Here is a 24,306-nt window from a genome sequence, read left to right on the forward strand (position 1 = left end):
CGCGGCCATGCATGTTGTGAAGCTTCCCGGAGGCGCAGTTCAGGCGACAGGGCCCGTGTTGCCGGGTACCGGATCGTGCCTCAGGTACCGGCGGCGGAACCGTCCCGTGCCGGCGGTCAGGGCCCGCAGTTCCACGGCGTACTTCAGGAGTTCCTGGTCCGGTACTTCAGCGCTGATTTCGGTCAGATCCGAGCCGGATGACGTGGTCCCTGTCAGCCGCCCGCGGCGGCCGGAAAGGTCGCTCATGACGGCCCCCACATGCTCATCCGACACGCTGATGATGACTGAGGAAACAGGTTCGAGCAGCTGGATGCGTCCCGCTGCCGCAGCCTCCCGCAGCGCCAGGGCCCCGGCAGCCTGGAACGCCGCATCCGAGGAGTCCACGCTGTGCGCTTTTCCGCCCACCAGGGTTACCCGCAGGTCCACCACCGGGAATCCGGCGGAGACTCCCTTCTGCATCTGCGCCCGGACTCCCTTTTCCACGGAAGAGATGAACGTTCCGGGGATCACCCCGCCCACCGTCCTGTCCACGAATTCGAAGCCGCCGCCCCGGCTGAGGGGTTCCACTTCAATGTCGCAGATCGCGTACTGCCCGTGGCCGCCGGACTGTTTGACGTGCCGCCCGTGGCCGGCGGACGGGGCGGCAAAGGTTTCCCGGAGAGGCGTCACCACACTGACGGTGTGCAGCTTCACGCCCTGGTCACGGAGCCGGTCCAGCACCACCTCGGCATGGGCTTCCCCCATGCACCACAGGATCTGCTGGTGGGTCTCGGCGTTTCGTTCCACCCTCAGGGTGGGATCGCCGGCGGCCACCTTTCCGAGGCTGCGGGCCAGGACATCCTCGTCACTGTGGGAGTCGGCCTCGATGGCCACCGGCATCAGCGGCTCGGGGATCTCCCAGGTGGCCAGGAGCAGCGGCTGCTCACGGCCGGAGATCGTATCCCCGGTCTCGGCGCTCCCAAGCTTGGCCACTGCGCAGATGTCCCCTGCGACGCAGCTGGCGACCGGACGCAGGTTGGCACCCAGCGGGGAATAGAGGTGGGTGACGCGTTCGTCGGTGTCGTGGTCCTGATGGCCGCGGTCTGCCAGTCCGTGGCCGGCCACGTGCACCGGCGTGTCCGCCCGGAGCTCCCCGGAGAAGACCCTGACCAGGCAGACGCGGCCCAGGAAAGGATCAATGCTGGTCCGGACAACCTCTGCCGCCAGCGGCCCGGCCGGGTCACACGCCAAGGCACCCAGTGGCGTGCCGGCGAGGTCCGTCACGTCGGGCAGGCCGCGCTCAAGTGGCGACGGGAAGGCCTTGGTCAGCACCTCCAACAGTTCGGCGGAGCCCACCCCGGTCACGGCCGACGTCGACAGGACCGGGAAGAAGGCGCCGCGGGCGACGGCGGTTTCCAGATCGTCGACCAATACCGCGGTATCGATGTCCTCACCGCCCAGGTAGCGGTCCATCAGTGTCTCGTCTTCGCTTTCGGCGATGATCCCTTCAATGAGTTCGGCGCGGGCAGGTTCGGATTCCGCAAGCTCGCTTGCCGTGCCTGCGCGCGGGGCGGGGCGCACCTCCCCCGGTGCGTACTCGGTGACTGTCCCCGACAACAGTCCCAGCAGGCCGGTGACTTCACCGCCGGACCGGACCGGGACATAGAGCGGCAGCACCGAATCCCCGAACGCCGCACGGCAGGCGGCAAGGACGCCGTCGTAATCCGCACGGGGGTGGTCCAGGCGGGTGATGGCTACGGCGCGGGGCAGCCCCAGGTGTTCGCACTCGCCCCACAGGGCGGTGGTGGTCGCATCGACGCCATCGACTGCCGACACAACAAACAGGACCGCGTCCGCGGCCCGGAGCCCTGCGCGGAGCTCGCCGATGAAGTCCGGATATCCCGGCGTGTCCAGGAGGTTGACCTTGGTGTCCCCGAGCAGCAACGGGACCACTGACAGGGTGACCGACCGCTGCTGGTGGACGGCGGAGGGATCGGAGTCGCTGACCGTTGTCCCGTCCGCGATGGAGCCCTTGCGGGTGATCATGCCGTTCGCGGCGAGCAGCGCCTCGATGAGCATGGTCTTCCCGGCGCCAGAGTGGCCAACCAGAGCCACGTTCCGGACCTGCGCCGGACCCTGGGCCGGGCTTCCGGCGGAGGCATCCGACCGGCGTCCCTCCGGTCCGCCCCGGCCGGGCGTCCTCGCTGCGTCCTTCGTGCCTTTTACCGACATTGGAACCTCCTGGCGTCTTTGCCATGCCACCCGGGCCGAACGTGTTACTCGATTCGACACCCTGGCGGGCGGAACGGCAAGGGCACCGCCGCCGATTCATGGACTGGAGGACAATTGCAGCCAAGCCCCACGGTCGGCACAGCTGCAAAGGAGGTCCGGATGCAGGCGGTTCCGCGCATTACGGTGGAGGTACCTGTGCTGGGCGTGGGACGAGGGCCGGCGGACTACGAGGAACTGGGGCAGCACGTCGATGCCCTGCGCCGGCCGAACGGGCTGCATATGACCCTGCTGCACATTGGCATCCTCGCGGACTTCTCCCGCGACGTCACCGAATGGACCAAGGGCATCACTCCTGCCTCTGCTGCGACCCGGGAGACGGTCCTCTGGCTGAAGGCGCTGCCCGTCCTGGACGGCTTTTCCGGAACGGCGGAAAGACTCATTGTGCTGGGCGGCGGGGGAATCTCCGGACTGGAAGTGGATGTGCCGCAGCAGGTGCGTGACTACCAGGTTTCCCTGGTGGAGGGGCTGCGCGCGCTGCTGGACCGGCTGCTCGTGGACAACGTGGACGACTTCATCCTCAGTTCGCCGGCGCTTGGTTTCAGGTACCCGCACTGGGTACCGCATGTTGCCGTGGGGCGGCCAAGGTCACGGTCCCGCGAGCCCGTTGGCATTCCACCGGTCACCGTCACCTTCGGTGCATCGCGGATCAGGAACGGGCAGTTCCTGCCGGCGGCTGACTGAGGTCATCGGCTCCCGGGTCGCCCGGTACGGAGTCGCCCGGTACAGGCGGGGTGATTCTGGCGCAGCACTGCCCGGGAGTGCTGTTGCCGTGCACCCTTTCCTCGGAATCGCCGCATCCGGACGCGGCGCCGCGGAGGAAGGCGCCGTTCATCGTGCAGACGGTCTCCGGATACTTAGCGGCCAGCCGGTGGAAGGGGCAGTTCACGAGTGTCAGGCCTCCGGAACCGTCAGGTTCAGGCTGGTAACCCTCGGCGGCAAGGAAGGTTTCCAGCGTTCCGTTTCCCTCAGCGGCGGCACGCCCGGCTTCACGGGACGTGGCCAGGAGTGCTTCGCGGACGGGCGTGGTGCCCGCTGATGCGGATTCTATGGCCGCAGCCAGCAGCTCCCCGGCGAGATCGTAGTTTCGGTCCGGCACGAAGGCCCCAACCTCGGACTCGGCGGTCCGGTACATCTTGGCGGGGCGTCCCGATCCCGGACCGGCCTTGCCAGCGGGTTTGTGGAACTCAACTGCCAGAAGTCCGTCCTTCACCAGCCGGTCAAGGTGGAACGACGCCGTGCTTCTGGGCAGATCCACGGCCAGCGCCGCCTCGTCACGGCCAACAGCCCCGCCCGACGACGAGACAACATCAAAGAGCTGCCGGCGCTTTTCATCCCCCAGGGATGCGACGGCGGCCAGCCGGCCGGGCCATGGAAGCCTGCGCATGGATGCCTCTTTCTAAAAACAAGAACCGTTGATTAATCATTCTAGCGGTTCTAAAATATTTATACCTACTTTTAGAAGGAGATCATCATGAAAGCCACCGCTGCGGAGAAGGCAAACGGACGGACCCTGGCTGCGGAGCCGGACCGTCAGGCTTTCCTCCTGCTTCGCACTGTCTTCACCATTGCCCCCGTCGTTTTCGGACTGGACAAGTTCACCAATATCCTTGCCGACTGGACCGTCTACCTGGCCCCGGTGGCAACCAGCGTGCTGCCGCTTCCTGCGCAGACCATCATGTACACGGTTGGCGGGGTCGAAATCATCGCAGGCATCCTCGTGGCGGCCCGCCCGCGCATCGGGTCCCTGGTTGTGGCTGCCTGGCTGCTGGGGATCATCATCAACCTCTTAATCCTGGGCAGCTTCTATGACGTTGCCCTCCGGGACTTTGGCCTCCTGGTTGGCGCGCTGGCCCTGAACCGGCTCGCCACGGCGAGGTCGCATTAGGAGGGATCCCGGGCCCTTGCCGGGCTGCCGATGCGGCGAAATAATGGCCGCATGGTCCGCTTCAGCGGCGTGGTGCGCGTGCGAGGGCGCAACCTTTGCCTCGACATCCCGGATGCGGCAAGGAACGAGTTGATGCCGTTTGCGGACAGGGGCCGCATCAGGGTCGCCGGTCGCCTTGAAGGAGCGGACTTCAACGCAACCCTGATGCCGGTCAAAGAGGCCGGGCACGTCCTGTACCTCTCGGGGGGCCTTCGTGCGGCCACAGGACTGAACGCCGGCGACTCCGTGGTTGTCGATGTCCAGCCGCAAGCGGCCGGGCAGGTGACGCCTCCGGGTGACCTCGTATTGGCCCTCCACGATCAAGCAGGCGCCGCGGAACGATGGAGCCAACTGCCGGCTGCAGAGCGGCGCGAACTGGTTCGCTTCATCGAGGACGCCAGGTCCCGGACAACGCGGGCGCGACGGATCGAGCAGTTTTTGGCCCAGGTCCTGGGCAGGCCCGTCCACCCCCCGGGACAGCGAACTGCCGGACCCCTGTGGACATGTCCCATCTGCGGCCAGGCGTTCGTCACCCGGAACATGAACCACTCGTGCGGCTTGCACACAGTGGAGGAGCCGTTCCAGGGGAAGCCACCCGAAATCCGCCGGCTCTTCGACGTCGTGCGACAGGCAGTTGAAGCCATGGGTCCGGTAACACTGGTCCCCTACCGGGATCGTGTCGCCTTTATGGTCAAGGTGCGCTTTGCCGGGGCCAGGCCCGCGAACACGTGGCTGGATGTTGAGTTCTGGCTCACGCACAGGGTCGAATCCCCGCGGTTCCGGAAAATTGAGACACTCACGCCCTACACGCACATCCACACCGTCCGCCTCACCGGACCTGCCGACCTTGACGGCGAGCTGGCAGGCTGGCTGCAGGAGGCCTATGAGGTGGGCTGCCAGCATCACCTCCGGGAGCGCTAGCAGCAAACCCTGCACGCGCAGCAGTGCTTGCGGCGCCCGGGGAGCGTTGCCCTCAGTTCCCACTGAGGGCAGGGCGGTGGAGGACGAGCTTCGTGGCGTGTTCGGCATACGCTGTGGGCGCGTCGTCGAAGGCCGCCAGGTGGCTGGTCACTTTCTCTGCCGGAAAGTTGTTGGCGTGCACCCAGTCCAGGAGTTCGGGCAGGACGGCGCGGGGGTGCGAGACGCCCAGGTGCAGGGTGATGTCGTTGGCATACATGTGCATCAGGGGGATTCCGGTGTTCGTGCCGAAGTAGTAGCCAATGGCCGTGCAGATGCCGCCGGGGGCGGTGGCGCGGATGGCACTGCGGATCCCGGCGCCGGTGCTTGAGGCCTCGACGACGATGTCGTACCCGGCCCCGGGGCTTGCCGCCTTCCCGGTCCGCTGGTGGGCGTCGGCCCCGAGGGAATGGGCGACGTCGAGGCGCCGATGGCTGGTGTCCACATAATCGACCTTCGAGGCGCCGTGGGCGACGGCCAGGCCGGCCGCGTACAGGCCGATGGATTTGCCGCCGCCCCCGAGGACCAGGACCTTAGCGCCGGGCCGCGCCCGGAGCTGCGGCACCACCGTGCGCCAACCGTCGGAAAGGTTGTCGCTGGCCGCTGCTACCCGCAGGGGGCCGAGTCCAACGGGAAGCGGGACGAGCATATGGTCGGCAAACGGGACCCGGAACAGGTCCGAGATCATGCCCCCGTAGTGGCCGCTTGCCGGCCCGAAACCGAACGCGGCGATGGTGCGGCCGTCGCGCGCCGTGGTGCATTTGGAAGTCAAACCCCGCCGGCACGTCTCGCATCGCCCGCACGAGACAGACCAGGGCACCACTACCTGGTCGCCGACCCGAAGGTTTTTCACGTACGGTCCGGTTTCGACCACCTCCGCGATCGCTTCGTGGCCGATCGCGAACGGTCCTTGGAATGGCACCGGCCCACAGATGCTTCCGACGGCGGCGTCGATCACCCCGGTCTTCAAGCCGGCCTGCATGGCCCGCGAGACGCGATGGTGGATCGGCAACGCGTCGCCGTCGCAGCGGCCCACAACGATCGGGCGCACGATCGCATCGTCACCCGTGATCAGCGCCGGGTCGTTCCGTTCGATCCACTCCAATTTGCCGGTGCTGATGAAATTCAGTTCACGCATAATCGGTCCGTTCGTTGGGGAGCCCTGGTTGGGATGCTCATGCCACCGGCAGCTAACGCTGCTCAAACGCGGCCAGCAGCCGGGGACGCCCACCACGATACGGGCAGCGACTGCGTCGGAAAAGAGCGGCCGAGCAAACAGCGCTGCGTTGAATCTCTGGTGGTCGGAGGTTATCCACATAGGTCTTCTGCTTCGCCGTTTTTGTCGGATCCTCGCGGGATGATTTGGGTATGGAAAGCAGGGCAGTTGAGGAGGCGGTGGGGGCTTTTTTGGCGTCCGCTGCGGAGTTGGCTGACTGTGTGCGCCGCGGGGTAGGCAGTCGGGGTTCATGCGGTGCGGGTTACGGCGGTGCGGATCCTTTGCGGGAGCAGGCGGATGCGTGCCTGGACGGGCTGGCCGTTTCGGCGCGGGTTGATGCCATGGTGGCTGGATTGAGGGTGCGTCTGGTTTCCGGGTTCGTCGGGACGTCCGAGGCCATGGCAGCGCCGGCCATGAGTCCGGGCCAGCACACAGCCCAGGAGATGGGCGTCGTGTCGGAGGTCGCGTGTGCCTTGACGGTCAGTGAACGCTCGGCCTCGGCCCTGCTGGCGCAGTCCCGTGAACTTACCACCACGCTGCCGCTGACGCTGGCCGCGTTGCAGGCCGGGGACCTGTCGTGGCAGCACGCCCGGGTCATGGTGGACGAAACCACCAGTCTCGATCCGGCGGGTGCCGCGGCGTTGGAGGCGCATTTCCTGGACCCGGACACGGCGCACCCGGCCCGGTGGTGCCCGGCCGGTGAGCTGGTTCCGTCCCGGTTCCGGCACAAGGCGCGGACGTGGCGGGAACGGCACCACCCGGTCAGCATCGAAAAACGCCACGCCAGGAGTGTCCTGGACCGGCGGCTGGAGTACGCGCCGGACCGGGACGGGATGGCCTGGCTCTCCGCCTACCTGCCCGCCGATCAGGCGGCCGGGATCTGGAACGGCGTCACCGCCGCAGCCCGGGCCCTGCAGGGCCCCGCCGAGGGCCGGACACTGACCCAGCTCCGGGCAGACGTCGCCGCGAAACTGCTCCTCAGCGCCGGCTTCACCACCACCAGTCCGAGCCCAGAAGCAACCGCCGGCAGAACCAGCGATGATGGCGTGGCTGGCGGTGTTCCGGTCGCTGACGGGGTCGATGAGGCCGTGGCCGGCCTGGTTCCTGCTTTTGACGGGGTCGATTCGGGCCGCGTGCCCTTCCCGGCGGCCCAGGTCCTCGTGACCGTTCCGGTCTTTGCCCTGATGGGCCTCACCGACGAACCGGCCGACCTCGACGGCTACGGGCCAATCCCCGCCTCCATGGCGCGCAAACTCGTAGCCGACGGGGCATCCTCATTCCGCCGGGTCCTCATTGATCCACGGGATGGCGCACCGCTGGAAATCGGACGGGCCAACTACCGCATCCCACCGGCGATGCGGCGATGGCTCAGACTCCGGGACGGGAAATGTTCCTTCCCCGGCTGCAACAACCACTCCCTGGACAACGAAGCCGACCACATCCTCGCCTGGGCCGACGGCGGGAACACCGGCATCACCAATCTCGGGTCACTTTGCCGCAAACACCATAGGCTCAAACACACCACAGCCTGGACACCCACCGAAGCCACCAAAGACGAACCGCCCGGATGGATTTCACCCACCGGCCGCCGGTACCAAAGCGAACACCAGGACTGGGTACCACCCCAATGGCCACCCCGAATCCTGGACCAACTCGGCCAACGGGAAGTTGACCCGGTCGTGCCCGACCACATCCCGCCTGGCCAACCGCCGCCCCAAGAACCGCTGCCGGAAGATCCCTTACCGGAGTGGGTCCGGATGCAGTGGCCCATCGACGAACCAGACCCTGATCCGCGGGAGTGCCCACCCTACGACGACTCTTCCCTACCCGAAGACCCGTTCCCGGACTGGGCATGTTCACAAGCTACCCACAGCGCGATCCGTTAACGCTGGTCAAACGCGGCCAGCAGCCTCTTGACTGAGCTGCCCAGATTCCACTCGACGGCAAGGCGCTCCAGTTCGGCGCGCGAATCGCCGTCCACAGGGTGGAGCCGGGCTCCAGCCTCCTCCAGTGTGGGCAGCCTGAGATCGCGCACGATCTTCACCACGGTGGGGGCGACCGAAAGGTAGTCGGCCGCCGCTGCGAGCTTTGACCGCACGGACGCGGAGACTCCGCCTGCCCCGTCAGCTGCCGCAGCGAGCAGGCTTTCCAGCGTGCCGTACTCGCCCAGAAGCGACGCGGCGGTCTTCTCGCCGATGCCGGCGACTCCCGGCAGTCCGTCCGATGCGTCGCCCCGGAGCGTCGCGTAGTCCGCGTACTGTTCGGGCAGCACCCGGTATTTTCCGACGACGACGGCGTCCGTCACGATTTCGAGGTTCCTCATCCCCCGCGCTGTGTAGATCACCTGTACCTGGCGGGCGTCGTCTACGACCTGGAAAAGATCGCGGTCCCCGGTCACCACGTCGACAGGGAGCTCTGCGTGGCTGGCGTACGTGCCTACGACGTCGTCGGCTTCGTGTTCAGCAGCGCCGATGACAGCGATACCGGCCAGGTCGAGAACGTGCCGGATCAACGGAATCTGGGCTTCGAGGGCATCCGGGACAACCTCGACATCAGCGGCATCCGCCACCACCTCCGCGACCCGGTGCGACTTGTAGGTGGGGATAAGATCCACGCGCCACTGCGGACGCCAATCGTCGTCCCAGCACGCAATGAGGTGGGTCGCGCCGTAGTCGGTGGTGAGCCTGGCAATCATGTCCAGCAGGCCGCGGACTGCGTTCACCGGCGTCCCGTCGGGCCGGCGGATGGTGTCCGGCAGGCCGTAAAAGGCGCGAAAGTACAGGGAAGCGGTATCGAGCAGCATCAGGCGATCTGGCATACCTGATCCTGACACGAACACACCCGGCCGCGTTAGATCGCGCCGGCCCACCGGGGCCCGAGGGCGGGCTGACGGGAATTCCTGGCGTGGGAGTGAAGGTCGGCGGCCGGAATGCGCCGGACTTCATGTACCTGGGTAACGGGGACGTCGCGAATATCCGGCTGCGCTGCCTTCCGGGCCGTCGGGCTGAGGTCAGTGATGTGTCCCATGCCGGCGTACTCACGCACTTCTGCGATGCCGGCAACCGCGGCTGTCTTGGTGTCGAAGGCCTTGGAAACCGCCATTACGGTTCCATCCGGCGCTGTGAGACGGAACCTGAAATAGGACTCTGCGTCCATATAAAGTTCAAACATGCCGGCCATGGCTCTCCTCAAAGTCTGCGCGATCAAACCCAGCGGCGGCTTTGCCGCTGAGCTGACGGGACGCGACGCTGCGTCCCTTATCGCTGGTTTTGTTGTGCAATCCCATTGATCGGTGCATTAAGTTCCTAACGAGTCTCGCTTAGCTGATGGCGTGCACGCAAGACCTTGGAATTAAGCCATCAGCGTTCCGGACCGCCTTGCGCATGGCCCTTCCGCGGGGTAGGCAGGAACCAGCCACACCGACCACGGCCCGCTATCCCCTTCCGGCCTGACCTGCAGACTCCCATGCAAGGACCCAACTTCAGGCAATCTTGTGCAGAACCTGCGGCTCACTCTGCGCTGCCTCTCTTTGCGCTGTCTGTGACATCAGGCACAATGTGCTTCATGGGGCGATGGAGCGAGGAACGGGTGGTCAGCGCCGCGCCCGACGCGTCCTCCCTGGCGGCGGCCCGTAAACTGGCACATCCCGGCCCCTGGTCCGATACCGGCAGCAATGACGTCCTGGTCTGGGGGAAGTGCCAGGGCAGCGGCAAGGTTCCCTACCAGGTGAGCGTGGATACTGCCGCCCCTGCCTACCGGTGCTCCTGCTCCAGCCGGAAATTCCCCTGCAAGCACGCGCTGGCGCTGCTGCTTCTCTGGTCCCGCGGCGAAGCGGCCGACGGCGGCGCGGAGACCGCGGATTTCGCCCAGGAATGGGCGTCCCAGCGGGCGGAACGGGCCACGGTGCGCGAACGACGCCAGTCTGACCAGCCGGCGGACCCTGCGGCACAGGCCAAGCGGCTGGCCGACCGGATGGCCCTGATGGATTCCGGGATTGACGACTTTGCCCGCTGGCTGACGGATCTGGTGCGGACGGGCCTGGCAACTGCCCGCACCCAGCCGTATTCCTGGTGGGACGGCGTGGCAGCACGGCTGGTTGACGCCCAGCTTCCGGGGTTGGCTGAACAGGTGCGCGCCATGGGCTCGGACGTGCATGCGCGGGCCGACTGGGCCGACCACCTGCTCCTCCGCGCCGGCCGCTGGTGGGCCGTGACCAAAGCCTGGCGCATCCGCGACACCCTGACGCCGGACGAGCTCGCCGATCTCCGGGTGGCCGTTGGCTGGGCGGTTCCGACGGCGGACGTCCAGGGCACGGAGGCCCTGCCCGGTCCGTGGCTGGTGCTGGGCGCCCACCGCAGCGACGACGGACGGATCCAGCAGCAGCGGACCTGGCTTCGCGCACCCGACGGAACGGTCGTCGTCGTTCTCGACTTTGCCGCGCAGAGCGAGTCGCTGGCGACCCCGCAGCTGGCCGGCGCGCTGCTGGATGCCACCGTCGCACGGTACCCGGGCTCCGGACCCCGGCGGGCCATGTTCACCAGTCCCGTGGCCCCGCTGGGGACGGCAACCAGCCTTGGCGAGGGTGGCAGCATCCCGGACGCGCTGGAAGCCGAATCGGTTGCCGTGGCCCTCTCCCTGTGGCGTGGGCGCCACCCGGTGCTGCTCTCCGGGGTCCGCGTCTCCCCCGGCGGCGACGGCTGGCTGCGGGACGCATCCGGGAACGCCCTCCCGCTGGTCGATGCACCACTGGACTCCCTGCTGGCCCTGACCGGCGGCCACGCGGTGGACCTGTTCGGCGAGCTGGAAGAGGGCCGCGTGCGGCCGTTGTCCGCCGTCGTCGGCGGAGCGGTGGTGACGCCATGACGTGGTTGTCGGACCTTCGAACGGCGGCGCTTGTTGGCACCGCCCGGCACCCGGCGCCGCCGCCGCCTGTGGAACTGGGTGTCCGTCCGCCGGAGGGCCGGTCCAGTGAGGAGTCGCTGCTGGACCAGGCAGCCCTGGCGGACGCCGTCACCCGCGCCGCCCGAGCGTGCAGCACCCTGGACGTGGCCGGCTTGCCTGAGCCCGCGCCGCCGGACGATGCGCCCGAAGCGTCAGGTGAGGCTTCCAGGCTGCTGGACCTGCTCCTCACCCAGCCGCCCGTCGGACTGGAACTCCGCAGCCAGCTGGTGGCGGACTGGCTCCAGGCCGCCGGAGCGTACGGACGGCGGGTGCCGCACCGGGTGCTGCCCCTGCTGCTGTCCCTGGCAGACACCAAACCCGGCGTAGCGAAGCACCTGCATCCCGCTATTGGAACCAGGGGCCGCTGGCTTCAGGACCTCAAAGCCGGCACCTCCCAACCCGGGCCGGGAAAGCCGGAAGACTGGGCCGAGTTGAAGAGCGCCGACGCCACTACGGAACTGGAACGGCTCCGCCGCGTTGACCCGGCCGCCGCCCGCGGGCAGCTCGGCACACATTGGGACAGCCTCGGCGCCCGGGAACGCGCCTCCCACCTGGCCACTTTCGGCACGAACCTCCAGGACGGCGACGAGGAGTTGCTGGAGCGTGCGCTCGACGACAAGGCCAAGACCGTGCGGGAGGTTGCCGCCGGCCTGCTGGACCGGCTCCCGGCCAGTGCCCGCGCGGCACGCATGGCCGCACGGCTGCTTCCGCTGCTCCGCGTCAAGGGCGTGCTGCGCAAACAGTTCGAGATCGACCTCCCGCCCGGGCCCGATGCGGCCGCCCTGAGGGACGGGATCGCTCCGGAACCGCGCAGTGGTGAACCCGACCGGCTGGGCCGGCTCGACGCCGTCGTCCGCGGCGCCCCGCTCGATGTCTGGACGACGGTGTCCGGCCGCGGCCCGGCGGCGACCGTGGCACTGCTCAAGGGCGAAACCCGCGTCCTCGAAACCATCCTCACCACGGCCGCCCAGCGGGCCGACCTTGGCTGGGCGCGTGCGCTGCTTGAGGTCCGCACGGACCTGCGGCTGCTCAAGCTCCTGCCCCCGGACGAGCGTGAGGACATGCTCGTGCGGCACATCCGGGGCGGCACCTCCAACCCGTTCACGGTGGCCACGCCACTGCGTGACCTGCCAAAACCTTGGGGACCTGGCCTGGCTAACGCGGTGCTCGGGCAGATCGCGGCCAAAAACGGCGGCCAGCTGGCGGCCCTGCTGGCCGACATCCTTCCCGCGGCGCTCCCGCCCGAGGCAACCGAAGAGGCCCGGCGCCTGCTGGAGCGGTCCGACGACGACGCCGCACGGCGCCGCGTGCTTCGTGATGCCGTGCAGTACCAATCGTTCCGACAATCCCTCACGGAGGCCTTCAAATGACCGATGCCCAGACCGGCACAGACGTTCTTCGCGCCCACGCCGAGAACGCCTACGCCGACGAGCTCACTGCACTGGCCGCCGTCGACGACCGGCCCCGGCCGCCCAGCTGGCGGCTGTCTCCCTGGGCAGTGACCACGTATATCCTCGGCGGCACGCTGCCGGACGGAGTGCAGATCACGCCGAAATACCTGGGATCGGAACGGCTGGTCGAAATCGCTGTCGCGTCCCTGGCCACAGACCGCGCCCTCCTGCTTCTTGGTGTGCCCGGCACCGCTAAAACCTGGCTGGGCGAGCACCTCGCCGCGGCCGTGTCGGGCTCCTCCACGCTGGTCGTGCAAGGCACTGCCGGCACGCCGGAAGAGGCTCTGCGGTACGGCTGGAACTACGCGCGGCTGCTCGCCGACGGCCCCTCCCGGGCGGCAATGGTCCCCGGGCCGGTCATGCGCGCAATGGAGACCGGAAGCGTGGTCCGGGTGGAAGAACTCACCCGGATCCCGTCCGATGTGCAGGATTCCCTGATCACGATCCTGAGCGAGAAGACCCTGCCGATCCCCGAACTCAACGAGGAAGTGCAGGCGCGCAAGGGGTTCAACATCATCGCGACGGCCAACAACCGCGACAAGGGCGTCAACGATCTGTCCTCGGCGCTGCGCCGCCGCTTCAACACCGTGGTGCTGCCGCTTCCGGACAGCATCGAGCAGGAAGTGGAGATCGTCACCAGCCGGGTCCGCAGCCTCGGCGCCGCCCTGGAGCTTCCGGCCGACCTGGCCGCGCTCTCCGAGGTCCGCCGCGTGGTCACTGTCATGCGGGAACTGCGCGCCGGCGTGACCCAGGACCAGCGCACCACCATCAAGTCACCCTCCGCGACACTCTCCACCGCCGAAGCTATCTCGGTGATGACCAACGGGCTTTCGCTCGCCGCCCACTTCGGTGATGGAACGGTCCGGGCCCAGGATGTGGCGGCCAGCCTGGTGGGCGCGGTGGTCAAGGATCCCGTGCAGGACCGGGTCATCTGGCAGGAATACTTGGAAACTGTGGTCCGGAACCGGCCGGAGTGGAAGGACCTGTACAGGGCCTGCCGCGACCTCGAATCGTCGAACTGACCTGTGGCAACGGACCCGATGGCAGACGTCCACGTCCTGGGGATCCGGCACCATGGCCCGGGTTCGGCGCACTCGGTCGCCGAAGCACTGGCCAGCCTCCGCCCGGACTTGGTGCTGGTGGAGGGCCCGCCCGAACTTGACCAGGTGATCCCCCTGCTGTCCGATCCGGACATGATGCCGCCCGTCGCCGGGCTGATCTACGCGGCCGATGAGCCCCGGATGGCTTCCTTCTACCCGATGGCCAGCTTCTCGCCGGAATGGGTAGCGGTCCGTTGGGCGCTGTCCACCGGCGCCCAGGTGCGGGCCATCGACCTGCCGGCGGCGCACACCTTCGCGCTCCGCCTGGCGGAGGAAGCTGCCGGGCCGCCGTCGTCCGTGGACGGGGAGGACACAGCGGCCGACGTCGGTCCTTCCACCGAGGGCGGAGAACCTCCGGCGCAAACCCAGCAGCCGTACCGCCCGGACGCGATTGCGATGCTGGCCGACGCCGCCGGGTACAGTGACGCCGAGCGCTGGTGGGAGGACGCCGTCGAGCACCGGAACACTGACCCCGTCGACCGGTTCGCGGCGCTCACCGAAGCCATTGCGGAGATCCGCGCGGCCGACGACAGGCCCGGCGGCCATCCCGACGTGATGGAGAACAACCGGCGGGAGGCCTCGATGCGGCGCCTGATCCGGGCCGCCATGCGCGAGGGGCACGCTCGGATCGCCGTGGTGTGCGGCGCCTACCACGCCCCGGCGCTGCTGCCCGCCGGTTTTCCGCCGGCGTCTGCCGACAACAAGGTGCTCGCCGGCCTGCCCAAGGCCAAGGTCGCCGTCACGTGGGTACCGTGGACCTCGAACCGGCTCAGCCGGCACAGCGGGTACGGGGCCGGCGTCACGGCGCCCGGCTGGTACCAGCATCTCTTCACCCACTGGATGGCGCAGGATCCGGGCACGGAGGTGTCCACCACCTGGCTGGTCCGGGTAGCCCACGCCCTGCGCCGGGAAAACCTCGATGCGTCAACGGCCTCCGTCGTCGAGGCAAGCCGGATGGCGAACGCCCTGGCCGCCGTCCGCGGGCGGCCCAGCCCCGGACTGGCAGAACTGGACGACGCCGCGCAGGCGGTGCTGTGCGACGGTTCACCCCTGCCGCTGGCGCTGGTGCACCGCGAACTCACGGTCGGACTCGAACTGGGGACCGTGCCGGAGTCCGCACCGACCCTCCCCCTGGCGGCCGACCTCGCCGCCACCCAGCGAAGGCTCCGCTGGAAACCAAGCGCCATGGAGGAAGTCCTCACCCTCGACCTGCGCAAGGCCAACCAACTGGCCCGCTCGGTCCTGCTCCACCGGCTGGCGCTGCTTGGCATCGAGTGGGGCGTCCAGACCGAAACAGGCCGGACCACAGGCACCTTCAAGGAGGTGTGGACACTCCAGTGGCAGCCGGAACTGGCCATAGCAGTGGTGGAAGCCAGCCGCTACGGCACCACGGTCGCCTCGGCCGCCGCAGCCTACGTCTCCGAACGCGCCCAGGACGCCCGCAGCCTGACGGAGCTCAGCAACCTGCTCGCCGGCTGCCTGCTCGCCGACCTGCCGGACGGCATTGGCGGCGTTGTGCAGGTACTTGCCGAGCGCACCGCCCTGCAGCAGGACGCCGCGCCGCTGCTGGAAACCGTTGCACCGCTTGCCCGGACCTGCCGGTACGGCAACGTGCGCGGCGTTGACGTCACCGGGGTGCGGAAGATCCTGGACACAACGGTGGTCCGCGCCTCTGTGGGACTGCCAACGGCGTGCGCCGGGCTTGACGACGAGGCCGCAGACGCCATGCGGCGCGCCGTCGACTCCGCCCAGCAAGGACTGTCCCTGCTGCCCGACCTGCCGCTGGACGACTGGCACCGCGCGCTCGCCGCCGTCGCAGGTTCGGACCGGATCCACGGAGCAGTGGCGGGGCGCGCCACCAGGTTGCTCCTGGACGCGGGCCTGGTGGACGGGAACGACGCCGCGGCCAGGCTCAGCCGCCGGCTCTCAGCCGCCACTCCGGCGCGGGAAGCCGCGGCATGGCTGGACGGACTCCTCTCCGGCGACGCAACGCTGCTCATCTACGACCGGCGCCTGCTGCAGATCGTTGACGACTGGGTCGCCGGCGTGGACGGCGAAGTCTTCGACGACGTGCTGCCGCTCCTTCGCAGGACATTTTCGGCGTTCAGCCGGCCGGAGCGGCGGGAAATCGGCGAGCAGGTGAGCCGCATGGGCGGCATCGTCCAGACAGCCGGCGAGGCAACACTGGACCTGGCGGCCGCGGGCCCCGCCGTCCGGGCCATGGCCCGGTACCTCGGATGGGAGGCGATCGCGTGACGGAAACGGACCTTGATGGCGACAACCGCCGCGGACGGCTGGGCCGCTGGCGCCTGGTGCTCGGCGGGCAGGATGCCGACGGCATCATCACGGTGGACGGCCACAGCGTGGAGCTCTCCGCCGATGACGCGCGCCGCGACCAGGCGCTGGAGGACCTGTACGGGGCGGAGAAGAACGGCCGCGGCGGCCTCGGCGCGTCCAGTCCACGGGTTGCCCGCTGGCTCGGCGACATCCGCGGCTATTTCCCGTCCACCGTGGTGCAGGTGATGCAGGCGGATGCCATGGACCGGCTCGGGCTGCGCCAGTTGCTGCTCGAGCCGGAGATGCTGCGCACTGTACAGCCCGACGTCGGCCTCGTCAGCACGCTGGTGGGCCTCGGCCGGGTGATCCCCGAACATTCACGCGAGACGGCCAGGGCTGTCATCCGCCAGGTCACCAACGAGCTGGAGGACCGCCTGCGGGCACGGACAGTCCAGGCAGTGTCGGGAGCGTTGAACCGGGCGGCCCGGACGCGAAGGCCCCGGCACCGGGACATTGACTGGAACAGGACCATTGCCGCCAACCTCAGGCACTACCAGCCCGAATACCGGACGATCGTGCCGGAGCGGCTGGTGGGCCACGCCCGGCGCAGCACCGAGATCCAGCGGGAGATCATCCTGTGCATCGACCAGTCGGGTTCCATGGCCGAATCCGTGGTGTATTCCAGCGTGTTCGGGGCGGTGCTCAGCTCGCTTCGGTCGGTGCGCACCCGCCTGGTGGTCTTCGACACCGAGGTCGTGGACCTGACCGACGAGCTGGACGATCCCGTCGACGTGCTGTTTGGCGTGCAGCTCGGCGGCGGCACGGACATCAACCGTGCCCTGGCGTATTGCCAGGACCAGATCACCCAGCCAACCGAAACCATCCTGGTTTTGATCAGCGACCTCTACGAGGGCGGGATTGCGGAGGAAATGCTGCGGCGGGCGGCCACCATCGTGGGGTCAGGAACCACCATGATCGCGCTCCTGGCGCTGAGTGACAGCGGCCATCCGTCGTTCGATTCGAACCACGCTGCGGCCCTTGCAGGGATCGGCGTCCCGGCGTTCGCCTGCACGCCGGACCTGTTTCCGGACCTGATGGCGGCGGCCATTGAACGCCGGGACGTGGGCGAATGGGCAGCTTCGCAGGACATTCCCACGAGCCACGAAGCGTAGCGGGAGACCTGTCACCCTGCCCACGGAAGGGCCGGCTGTACGGCGCTCTGGCACACGGCGCTGAACAGGACGAGAATGGCCTCGTGGTCACAACTCGCCGTGGCGGGGACGGCGAAACGATGAACGCTGCCGCCCGAAAAATCCAGCGCATCTACCTCACCTTGACGTTGGGCAATACCCTCGCGGCTTCCTTCATCTGGGGGGTCAACACGCTGTTCCTGCTGGACGCCGGCCTGAGCAACTTCGAGGCCTTCGCCGCCAACGCCTTCTTCACAGTCGGTATGGTGCTGTTCGAGGTACCCACCGGCGTGGTGGCCGACGGTTGGGGCCGCCGGGCATCGTTCCTGCTCGGGACCGTGACCCTCGCCGTTTCAACCTACTTTTACTATGTACTCTGGCAAGTTTCCGCCCCGTTCTGGGCCTGGGCAGTGGTGTCGGTCCTGCTCGGCCTGGGCTTTACGTTCTTTTCGGGTGCGGTCGAGGCCTGGCTGGTGGATGCGTTGCGGTTCTCAGGCTACGACGGCGGCCTGGAGGCAGTGTTCGGGCGCGGGCTGATGGTGTCGGGGGTGGCCATGTTCATCGGCTCGTCGGCCGGTGGTGTGATCGCCCAGGCCACCAACCTGGGCGTACCGTTCCTGCTGCGGGTGGGCGTCCTGCTTGCGATGTTCGGAGTGGCTTTTGGACTCATGCGCGATGTCGGGTTTACCCCGGAACGCTCCACGCATCCCCTCCGGGCGACCCGGGCCGTTCTTACTGCATCCATCGAAGGCGGCCTGAAGAATCCCCCCGTGCGATACGTGATGCTGGCCGCGCCGTTCAGCGCCGGCGTCGGAATCTACGTCTTTTACGCCCTCCAGCCTTACCTTTTGGAGCTATTCGGCGACCCTCATGCGTACTCCGTGGCGGGGCTGGCAGCGGCAATCGTCGCCGTCGCGCAGGTGATTGGCGGCTGGCTCGCCCCCTATGCCCGCGGGTTGTTCCGCAAGCGCACGTCGTTGCTGATCGTCAGTGGCATCGTGGGCGCCTTGATTCTCTTCGCGCTCGGGTTTACTAAGGTATTCTGGCTGGCCCTGGTCCTGCTGACGATGTGGGCCCTGATCGGCTCGGCAGCAGCACCGGTACGGCAGGCCTACGTCAACGACATGATCCCGTCGAAGCAGCGGGCCACAGTCCTAAGCTTCGATTCACTCATGGGATCAAGCGGCGGTGTGGTGGTGCAGCCGCTGCTCGGCCGGGGAGCCGATCTGTACGGCTACCCGGCGTCATTGGCCATCGGCGGCGTCATCGAGATGCTGGCCATTCCGTTCCTGCTGGCCAGCCGGAGGCAGGCAGCTGTGGCCGATGAAGCCAACGCCTCACCTAAGCCATCGGCCGGGCAAACCAGTCCCTAGCCGCCGCAGTACTTGTCGAAACGTTCGCGGCCCATGCGGCCCAGCCTCTCGACCGTGTGCCAGCTGACCACGGCAAGGACCAGCGTCAGCAGGATCGCGGACACAGCCACGAGCGGCGGCAGGTCGGCAGTCGATCCGTGGTTGAGCCAAAGAATGACCGGATAGTTCCAGAGGTACGCCGCGTAGGAAACCGTGCCCAGCAGCTGCAATGGCCGCGTCCATTGCGGCATCCTGCCTGACCGGGAGGCGGCCAGCACCACCAGGACAGCGGCCGCAGCCATGGCCAGCGGGCCGCCAATGAAGAAGAAGGCGGGAGTCTCGTTGGCTTTGGGAAAGAACATCAGCGAGGCCAGGACCGCAGCGGCACCCAACAGGGCAGCGCGCCTCATCCTGGGGCCGGAGAACCAGCTAAACATCCGGACCCGGTACAGGCGCAGGGCCGAACCAATGATCAGCGCCAGTCCCCACGTGGTCGGCAGTGCATAAACCAGCGAATGGAGGTGCGGGGCAAGGATCAGCATCGCGAGGACGCTCGCCGTCATCAGTGACACGACGACGGCGGCAGACCAGCCAACCAGCCGTCCCTGCCGGTTCTTCCGCAGGGCGAGCACCAGCAATGCTGGCCAGATCAGGTAGAACTGCTCTTCCACCGCCAGCGTCCAGAGCGGCCCGATGGCCATGCTGACATCGAACGGCAGCGGCAGGTCTTTCAGGTAGCCGAAACCGGCAAGGAGCGTATAGCCGATGATTCCCTTGGACCGGTCCCCGAGGACGTCAGCGGCCAGCTCCACGATGGCGTAGACGCCCAGGAACGCGATGAGGGCCGGCAGCAGGCGGAAGGCCCGGTGCGCGTAAAAGCGGCCGTAGCGGACTTTGCGGTGCCGCTCGATGTCCCTCATCAGCACACCTGTGATCAGGTAGCCGCTCAGCACAAAGAACACAATCACCCCGACGATGCCGGCGCCCTGGAAGACTCCGGGCCAGGAATGCCCCAGGAGAACGGCGCCAACGGCGGCCCCGCGGAGGACATCCAGGCCGTCCAGCCTTTGGCGCACGGTAGTCTGCCGGGCGGCCGTCTCCACGGTTCCACCAATGAGCAACGTCACATAACCTCCGGGGCTTTCGTCTGGACGGTTCCAGCCGCGGCTGAATCTGGGCAAGAACCGGCCCTCGTCTGTTGACATGAATCTGATGGCAGGCGCCAGGCCCGCAACTTTCCAGTCTTCCGGACTTTTCTGGACGAAACCTGAGCGCCCGACCCCGCAAGGCACTCAGGTGTGGCCGGAAAAGCGGAGGAATGGTGGAGAAACACAGAAGGGCCCGTTCACAGGAACGGGCCCTTCTGCAGTGGTAAGTCAGCCGCGTATGCTACCGGCGAGGTTGCGGGCTATGTCCCCGCAGGCTGGTCGTACTTCTGGCCTTCCGGCTTGGACGGCAGGATCGTCAGGACCAGCACAGCCAACGCGCCCAGGAAGGGCACCAGCAGGAGGAGAGCCAAAAGGCCGCTGAAGCCGGCGTCGTGCAGGCGACGAACAAGGAGCGCCAGGGACGGAACGAGAGTGGCAAGGGCCCAGAGGACGGCCAGAATGCTCCCGGCGCCCAGGGCTGGCGCGCTGTCCAGGCTCGCGGGCGTCGTCGCGGACGTGATGATGTTCAGGACAATGCTCACGGCAAAGGAAACAAGGGCCCACCACCAGAATTCACTCCGGCTGGCGCGCCCCGAGAACGTGGCGTACTTCTTGAAGAACCGCTTGACGGCTGCCGGCAACGGCGCACCGTAGTACGGTGCCCAAAGCGGCGGCTCGCCGCCCTGCAAGGTCTGCTGCGGCGTCTGTTGCTGCGGGTATTGCGGATAGCTCATGGTGATTCCCCCGAAAATTTTGAGTGATGAGACGTGCCCATCGTATGGCCCCTTGGGGGTATTTAGCCTTTCAATGGACAAAATTTACTTCGATTGACGCCCGTTCCGCTGTGAACGTTACTGCGACTCCCTCCCACCCGGGCTGATTCATGGGGTTCCTGACGCTTCGGTGGACCGGCTAAATTTGAAGCGATGATTCACATTGCCCACGATGACCCCTCGCGCCCCGATGTCGACCAACTCCTGAGCGAGCACCTGGCAGACATGTTTGCCACCTCGCCCGCCGGAAGCGTGCACGCACTGGACCACGCAGCACTGTCCGGACCGTTGATCACGTTCTGGACGGCACGGGAGGACGGCGAACTCCTGGGATGCGGGGCGCTCAAACTCCTCGATTCCCCGCACAGCACGGCCAAGCACGGTGAAATCAAGTCCATGCGCACCACGGCAAGTGCGCGCGGGCGCGGCGTCGCCACCCTCGTGCTCACACACATCCTGGACGAAGCCCGGAGCCGGAACTACGGGCGCATCTTCCTCGAGACAGGAACCGAGGAGTATTTCGCCCCCGCACGGCGGCTCTACACCCGCAACGGCTTCACCGAGTGCCCGCCATTTGCAGGCTACGCGCTGGATCCGAACAGCGTTTTTATGGAACTCCGCCTCTGAGCCAGGCCACCCTTTGTCCTACATGACCCCTCGCCGGGCACGCTTTACGGATTCACGCCCGGGCGTCAGGCGAGGAGCGGGACGCGGAAAACCTGGCCGGGAAAGATCAGGTTCGGGTTGCTGATCCTGTCCCGGTTGGCCTGGAAAATATCGTCGGCCGTGGTGTTTTGGCCCTGCTCCCGGGCGATTTTGGTCAGGTTGTCGCCGCTGACCACTTCGTGGAGCCTAAAACCCTCCAGCCCGGTGAAGACGGTGACCGGGACGACGTTCAGGTCGGGCCCCGGCGGGTGCATCCCGGAGGGATCGTCACCGAATACCTGAAGCATCAGGTGGGCGGCCCGGGCAGAAAAACCGCCGAGCGAGACCTGGTGTCCGAAGTCGCGGATCACCCCCATGCTGCCCGCACCCTGGATGTTGCCGGCCGCGACGACGTGCCCGGCGGTGTCAAGCACACGCCAGAGGACCGTCGCTTCGAACCCGGTCCCGAACCCGGCGATCGTGAACTCCCGGCCCACGACGTCGTTCGCTTTGGGCTGGCGTATTTCGATGAGTCGCGGCGCCACAGCATGCCTCCCGGTAGATGGTCGTTCCGCCTTGAACCTACGGATCAGCCGTTACCGCGGCGTTATTGGCAGCTGAGGCGCCGGAATCCGTCGCAGGTTCCGCCCGCCGTCGGCCATGGCCGGCCGGCCTGCCTTACTTCGCTGCGGGGATGACGGGCGGCACGAAGTCGAACGTCATTCCCAGCAGCCAGACCAGCAGCAGCACCACGGGCAGGTGGAACACGAACTGCAGGAAGGTGAAGCCGACGAGGTCCCGGGCCCGGAGCCGCAGCACCGCGAGCAGGGGCAGCATAAAGAACGGGTTGATCAGGTTGGGCAGCGCCTCGGCGATGTTGTAGATCTGCACGGTCCAGCCGAGGTTCATCTGCACATCGGTGGCCGACTGCATCACGTAGGGCGCCTCCACAAGCCACTTGCCGCCGCCGGACGGGACGAGCAGTCCCAGCACGGCGGTGTAGAGCGCAATCACGACCGCGAACGCGCCGTTGCCGCCGATGTCCGAGAAGAACCCGGCAAGGTGCGCCGAAATGGTCATTCCGTCGTGGCCGGTGGCCTTGGTCAGGATCGCCGCCATCGCCGCGTACAGGGGGAACTGGACCAGGATCCCGGCGGTGGCCGGCACAGCCTTGGTGACGGCCTGCAGGAAGTTCCGGGGCGTCCCGTGCAGCACCAGGCCCAGGATCAGGAAGACCAGCAGGTAGCCGTTGAGGCTGCTCACTACGGTCAGGAACGGCTTGGTCAGGAACTGGGAGACCAGCCAGCCCAGTGTCAGGATGCCGGCGAGGATCGGCAGGATCATGCTGTATTCGAGCCACTCGCCCGGGCGGGACCGGGGCGCCGGTTCGCTGGGTTCGTCGTCGAGGTCGACGCCGAGATCCTCCGCTGTGCGGATCGCACCACCCTGGGGCGCGGAGAAGTGAGCGATCACGGTGGTGAGGGCCATCAGGATAACGAGCGTGAGCAGCGACTGCAACGTGAAGATGGTTGTGCCGAAGTCCAGGATGCCGGTGATCTTCAGCAGGGCCGGCGGCAGCGAGGCCGCGGTGGCCTGCAGTTGCGCGGCGGAGGAGGACAGGCCCAGCGCCCAGACGGCCCCGAGGCCCATGAACGCGGCCGCACCGAGCGCCCGGTAGTCCACGGTGAGGTCCTTGCGGCGCGCAATGGCCCGTGCCAGCAGGCCGCCGAAGATGAGGCTGAGGCCCCAGTTGAGGAAGGACACGGACATCGACATCATCGCCACGAAGCTGACCGCCATGCGGGCGGTGGACGGGACGAGGGCCAGCCGGTTGATGAGTTTGGCTACCGGCGGGGAGGTCGCCACGACGTAACCGGTGAGTACCACCATGGCCATCTGCAGGGTAAACGCCGTCAGGTCCCAAAAGCCGTTCCCGAAGGAATCGGCAATCGACTGGGGTGTTGCACCGATGGCAAGGGCGGCAAGGGCGATGATGACCACGCCGGCGAGGGCGAAGATGTAGGCATCCGGGAACCACTTCTCGGTCCAGGCCGCCATCCGTTGGGCAATTCGGGCGAGACCTCGTTCTTCGGTTCCGCTTCTCGTCAGGACTGTGTCTGCCAAGGGACTGCCTCTCCATTGAGTACGATCTTGTACCCGACGGACTCTAGTCCTGATCTTCACCCAGCCCGGTATGTCGGGACCGGAAGCCCGTGCGCCCCGGACCTTCGGCCCTGGGGTCAGGCATCAACGAACACCTCCACGGCAACGACGTGCACTTCCGACATTCCCTGCGCCGGACCGGGCCGTTCCAGCAGCACCGGCTGGGTGTGGGTGGACGCCCATTCCCGCGCGTCGGGCCCCAGTACGTCATCGATCCACACCACCGCGTCCCAGTCCGCTTCGCCCGCGAGTTCCATTCGCCTTAGCCACCGGCGCACCGAACGGAGTTTCGGCGTCGGCTCATCGCTGTCACCGGCCCGCAGCGTCAACGTCACGCGCAATGGTGCCACGTCCAGTTCCAGCTGCGACTCCAGGCTGGCCGTCTGGTCCGCCGGCCACGTGGACACCCACGCAATCCGGCCGCACTGTGCCAGCCTTCGGACGAGGGAAACTTTGGCTTCCGGCAGCCACAACCCGGCCCGGTCCCCGGCGCCACCCGGTCGGACCACCGGGTTGAGCACGCCATCGATGTCCAGGAGGATAATCGGCCTCAGGGCAGGCACCATGGCCTATAGCCGCGCGTCAGGCCATTGGCTGGGGTCGTAGCCATGCAGGCCAGGCACGCGGCGCGGCTCGGGCGCCTTGTCAGAAGGCTCCTTTTGATCCTTCCCGCCGCTGCTTGCGGCCTTGCCCGGATCGGCCGTTGCCTTCGCTTCAGCCCTCCGGCGCGCATGCTCACTGCGTTTACTGTCAGCCATTTGATACTCCGACCACTGAAGGTGGGGGTCCATCTGCCTGAACCACTAAGCCAAACCTAGTCTCCGGAATTCCGGCTGACACGCCTTATCTGCTCAAGATCCGGGCAATTTTGGCTACGCCTGTGTGGTCCCGGTCCGGC

Annotated in this window: 21 protein-coding genes; 11 read left to right on the top strand and 10 right to left on the bottom strand. The window is 67.4% G+C overall.

Annotation, left to right across the window (positions count from 1 at the left end; all coding sequences use genetic code 11):
* Window positions 1-39: 39 nt before the first annotated feature.
* A complete protein-coding gene (locus tag ABV518_RS16470; RefSeq protein ID WP_367768772.1) occupies window positions 40-2,211 on the bottom strand; it encodes an elongation factor G-like protein EF-G2 in 2,172 nt (723 codons plus the stop codon).
* 159 nt (window positions 2,212-2,370) lie between these two features.
* Between ABV518_RS16470 and ABV518_RS16475 the strand changes: the two genes are divergently transcribed.
* Window positions 2,371-2,952, top strand: coding sequence for a hypothetical protein (locus tag ABV518_RS16475; protein WP_367768775.1), 582 nt, complete (start codon window positions 2,371-2,373; stop codon window positions 2,950-2,952).
* On the opposite strand, the gene ABV518_RS16480 is transcribed toward ABV518_RS16475, so the two are convergent.
* Complete coding sequence (locus tag ABV518_RS16480; RefSeq protein WP_367768778.1) at window positions 2,918-3,655, bottom strand: helix-turn-helix transcriptional regulator; 738 nt, start codon at window positions 3,653-3,655, stop codon at window positions 2,918-2,920. The genes ABV518_RS16475 and ABV518_RS16480 overlap by 35 nt on opposite strands.
* Window positions 3,656-3,742: 87 nt before the next feature.
* Between ABV518_RS16480 and ABV518_RS16485 the strand changes: the two genes are divergently transcribed.
* Window positions 3,743-4,156, top strand: coding sequence for a hypothetical protein (locus tag ABV518_RS16485; protein ID WP_367768781.1), 414 nt, complete (start codon window positions 3,743-3,745; stop codon window positions 4,154-4,156).
* Window positions 4,157-4,207: 51 nt separating this feature from the next.
* Entirely contained in the window at window positions 4,208-5,116 is a 909-nt protein-coding gene (locus tag ABV518_RS16490) for a DUF1905 domain-containing protein (protein ID WP_367768784.1), read from the top strand.
* 52 nt (window positions 5,117-5,168) lie between these two features.
* On the opposite strand, the gene ABV518_RS16495 is transcribed toward ABV518_RS16490, so the two are convergent.
* Entirely contained in the window at window positions 5,169-6,290 is a 1,122-nt protein-coding gene (locus ABV518_RS16495; protein ID WP_367768787.1) for a zinc-binding dehydrogenase, read from the bottom strand.
* Between the two features lie 230 nt (window positions 6,291-6,520).
* On the opposite strand from ABV518_RS16495, the gene ABV518_RS16500 reads away from it, so the two are divergent.
* A complete protein-coding gene (locus tag ABV518_RS16500; protein ID WP_367768791.1) occupies window positions 6,521-8,254 on the top strand; it encodes a DUF222 domain-containing protein in 1,734 nt (577 codons plus the stop codon).
* On the opposite strand, the gene ABV518_RS16505 is transcribed toward ABV518_RS16500, so the two are convergent.
* Both ABV518_RS16505 and ABV518_RS16510 read right to left on the bottom strand, forming a co-directional pair.
* The gene (locus ABV518_RS16505) at window positions 8,251-9,186 is read right to left on the bottom strand and encodes a 5'-3' exonuclease H3TH domain-containing protein (RefSeq protein WP_367768794.1); all 936 of its coding nucleotides are present in this window, start codon (window positions 9,184-9,186) and stop codon (window positions 8,251-8,253) included. The two genes, ABV518_RS16500 and ABV518_RS16505, sit on opposite strands and share 4 nt — an antisense overlap.
* 32 nt (window positions 9,187-9,218) lie before the next feature.
* Complete coding sequence (locus ABV518_RS16510) at window positions 9,219-9,548, bottom strand: YegP family protein (RefSeq protein WP_367768797.1); 330 nt, start codon at window positions 9,546-9,548, stop codon at window positions 9,219-9,221.
* Window positions 9,549-9,932: 384 nt separating this feature from the next.
* Between ABV518_RS16510 and ABV518_RS16515 the strand changes: the two genes are divergently transcribed.
* The 6 genes from ABV518_RS16515 to ABV518_RS16540 all read left to right on the top strand — a co-directional run bounded on the left by ABV518_RS16515 (window position 9,933) and on the right by ABV518_RS16540 (window position 18,700).
* On the top strand, window positions 9,933-11,231 hold the full coding sequence (locus ABV518_RS16515) for an SWIM zinc finger family protein (RefSeq protein WP_367768801.1): 1,299 nt from the start codon (window positions 9,933-9,935) through the stop codon (window positions 11,229-11,231).
* Entirely contained in the window at window positions 11,228-12,679 is a 1,452-nt protein-coding gene (locus ABV518_RS16520) for a DUF5691 domain-containing protein (protein ID WP_367768804.1), read from the top strand. The genes ABV518_RS16515 and ABV518_RS16520 overlap by 4 nt, the downstream gene beginning before the upstream one ends.
* Window positions 12,676-13,782 carry an AAA family ATPase gene (locus ABV518_RS16525; protein WP_367768808.1) on the top strand — a complete coding sequence of 369 codons (1,107 nt, stop codon included), beginning with the start codon at window positions 12,676-12,678 and terminating at the stop codon, window positions 13,780-13,782. The genes ABV518_RS16520 and ABV518_RS16525 overlap by 4 nt, the downstream gene beginning before the upstream one ends.
* 3 nt (window positions 13,783-13,785) lie before the next feature.
* Window positions 13,786-16,116, top strand: a complete 2,331-nt coding sequence (locus ABV518_RS16530) for a DUF5682 family protein (RefSeq protein WP_367768811.1) — start codon at window positions 13,786-13,788, stop codon at window positions 16,114-16,116.
* Window positions 16,113-17,309, top strand: a complete 1,197-nt coding sequence (locus ABV518_RS16535; RefSeq protein WP_367768814.1) for a VWA domain-containing protein — start codon at window positions 16,113-16,115, stop codon at window positions 17,307-17,309. Before ABV518_RS16530 ends, ABV518_RS16535 begins: the two co-directional genes overlap by 4 nt.
* Window positions 17,310-17,428: 119 nt before the next feature.
* Entirely contained in the window at window positions 17,429-18,700 is a 1,272-nt protein-coding gene (locus tag ABV518_RS16540; RefSeq protein ID WP_367769007.1) for an MFS transporter, read from the top strand.
* On the opposite strand, the gene ABV518_RS16545 is transcribed toward ABV518_RS16540, so the two are convergent.
* Both ABV518_RS16545 and ABV518_RS16550 read right to left on the bottom strand, forming a co-directional pair.
* Window positions 18,697-19,806: an acyltransferase family protein gene (locus ABV518_RS16545; protein ID WP_367768817.1), complete on the bottom strand. Its 1,110-nt coding sequence runs from the start codon at window positions 19,804-19,806 to the stop codon at window positions 18,697-18,699. The genes ABV518_RS16540 and ABV518_RS16545 overlap by 4 nt on opposite strands.
* A gap of 281 nt (window positions 19,807-20,087) precedes the next feature.
* Window positions 20,088-20,561: a DUF805 domain-containing protein gene (locus ABV518_RS16550; RefSeq protein WP_367768820.1), complete on the bottom strand. Its 474-nt coding sequence runs from the start codon at window positions 20,559-20,561 to the stop codon at window positions 20,088-20,090.
* Window positions 20,562-20,753: 192 nt separating this feature from the next.
* Here ABV518_RS16550 and ABV518_RS16555 point away from each other — a divergent pair, with 192 nt between their 5' ends.
* Complete coding sequence (locus ABV518_RS16555; RefSeq protein ID WP_367768823.1) at window positions 20,754-21,227, top strand: GNAT family N-acetyltransferase; 474 nt, start codon at window positions 20,754-20,756, stop codon at window positions 21,225-21,227.
* Between the two features lie 65 nt (window positions 21,228-21,292).
* On the opposite strand, the gene ABV518_RS16560 is transcribed toward ABV518_RS16555, so the two are convergent.
* From ABV518_RS16560 to ABV518_RS16570, 3 genes are all read right to left on the bottom strand, one after another.
* Window positions 21,293-21,790 carry a Gmad2 immunoglobulin-like domain-containing protein gene (locus ABV518_RS16560; protein WP_367768826.1) on the bottom strand — a complete coding sequence of 166 codons (498 nt, stop codon included), beginning with the start codon at window positions 21,788-21,790 and terminating at the stop codon, window positions 21,293-21,295.
* A gap of 133 nt (window positions 21,791-21,923) precedes the next feature.
* Complete coding sequence (locus tag ABV518_RS16565) at window positions 21,924-23,369, bottom strand: short-chain fatty acid transporter (protein WP_367768828.1); 1,446 nt, start codon at window positions 23,367-23,369, stop codon at window positions 21,924-21,926.
* 116 nt (window positions 23,370-23,485) lie between these two features.
* Complete coding sequence (locus ABV518_RS16570; protein WP_367768831.1) at window positions 23,486-23,974, bottom strand: HAD domain-containing protein; 489 nt, start codon at window positions 23,972-23,974, stop codon at window positions 23,486-23,488.
* Window positions 23,975-24,306 lie beyond the last annotated feature (332 nt).

Origin of the sequence: Arthrobacter sp. HS15c (genome assembly GCF_040812005.1) — a bacterium.
Classification (GTDB): Bacteria; Actinomycetota; Actinomycetes; order Actinomycetales; family Micrococcaceae; genus Arthrobacter.

Coding starts and splice junctions, on each gene's coding strand:
- ABV518_RS16525 (WP_367768808.1), top strand. CDS start 12,676: ATGACCGATGCCCAGACCGGCACAGACGTTCTTCGCGCCCACGCCGAG.
- ABV518_RS16505 (WP_367768794.1), bottom strand. CDS start 9,186: ATGCCAGATCGCCTGATGCTGCTCGATACCGCTTCCCTGTACTTTCGC.
- ABV518_RS16555 (WP_367768823.1), top strand. CDS start 20,754: ATGATTCACATTGCCCACGATGACCCCTCGCGCCCCGATGTCGACCAA.
- ABV518_RS16485 (WP_367768781.1), top strand. CDS start 3,743: ATGAAAGCCACCGCTGCGGAGAAGGCAAACGGACGGACCCTGGCTGCG.
- ABV518_RS16500 (WP_367768791.1), top strand. CDS start 6,521: ATGGAAAGCAGGGCAGTTGAGGAGGCGGTGGGGGCTTTTTTGGCGTCC.
- ABV518_RS16495 (WP_367768787.1), bottom strand. CDS start 6,290: ATGCGTGAACTGAATTTCATCAGCACCGGCAAATTGGAGTGGATCGAA.
- ABV518_RS16570 (WP_367768831.1), bottom strand. CDS start 23,974: ATGGTGCCTGCCCTGAGGCCGATTATCCTCCTGGACATCGATGGCGTG.
- ABV518_RS16520 (WP_367768804.1), top strand. CDS start 11,228: ATGACGTGGTTGTCGGACCTTCGAACGGCGGCGCTTGTTGGCACCGCC.
- ABV518_RS16510 (WP_367768797.1), bottom strand. CDS start 9,548: ATGGCCGGCATGTTTGAACTTTATATGGACGCAGAGTCCTATTTCAGG.
- ABV518_RS16490 (WP_367768784.1), top strand. CDS start 4,208: ATGGTCCGCTTCAGCGGCGTGGTGCGCGTGCGAGGGCGCAACCTTTGC.
- ABV518_RS16475 (WP_367768775.1), top strand. CDS start 2,371: ATGCAGGCGGTTCCGCGCATTACGGTGGAGGTACCTGTGCTGGGCGTG.
- ABV518_RS16480 (WP_367768778.1), bottom strand. CDS start 3,655: ATGCGCAGGCTTCCATGGCCCGGCCGGCTGGCCGCCGTCGCATCCCTG.
- ABV518_RS16515 (WP_367768801.1), top strand. CDS start 9,933: ATGGGGCGATGGAGCGAGGAACGGGTGGTCAGCGCCGCGCCCGACGCG.
- ABV518_RS16470 (WP_367768772.1), bottom strand. CDS start 2,211: ATGTCGGTAAAAGGCACGAAGGACGCAGCGAGGACGCCCGGCCGGGGC.
- ABV518_RS16540 (WP_367769007.1), top strand. CDS start 17,429: ATGAACGCTGCCGCCCGAAAAATCCAGCGCATCTACCTCACCTTGACG.
- ABV518_RS16550 (WP_367768820.1), bottom strand. CDS start 20,561: ATGAGCTATCCGCAATACCCGCAGCAACAGACGCCGCAGCAGACCTTG.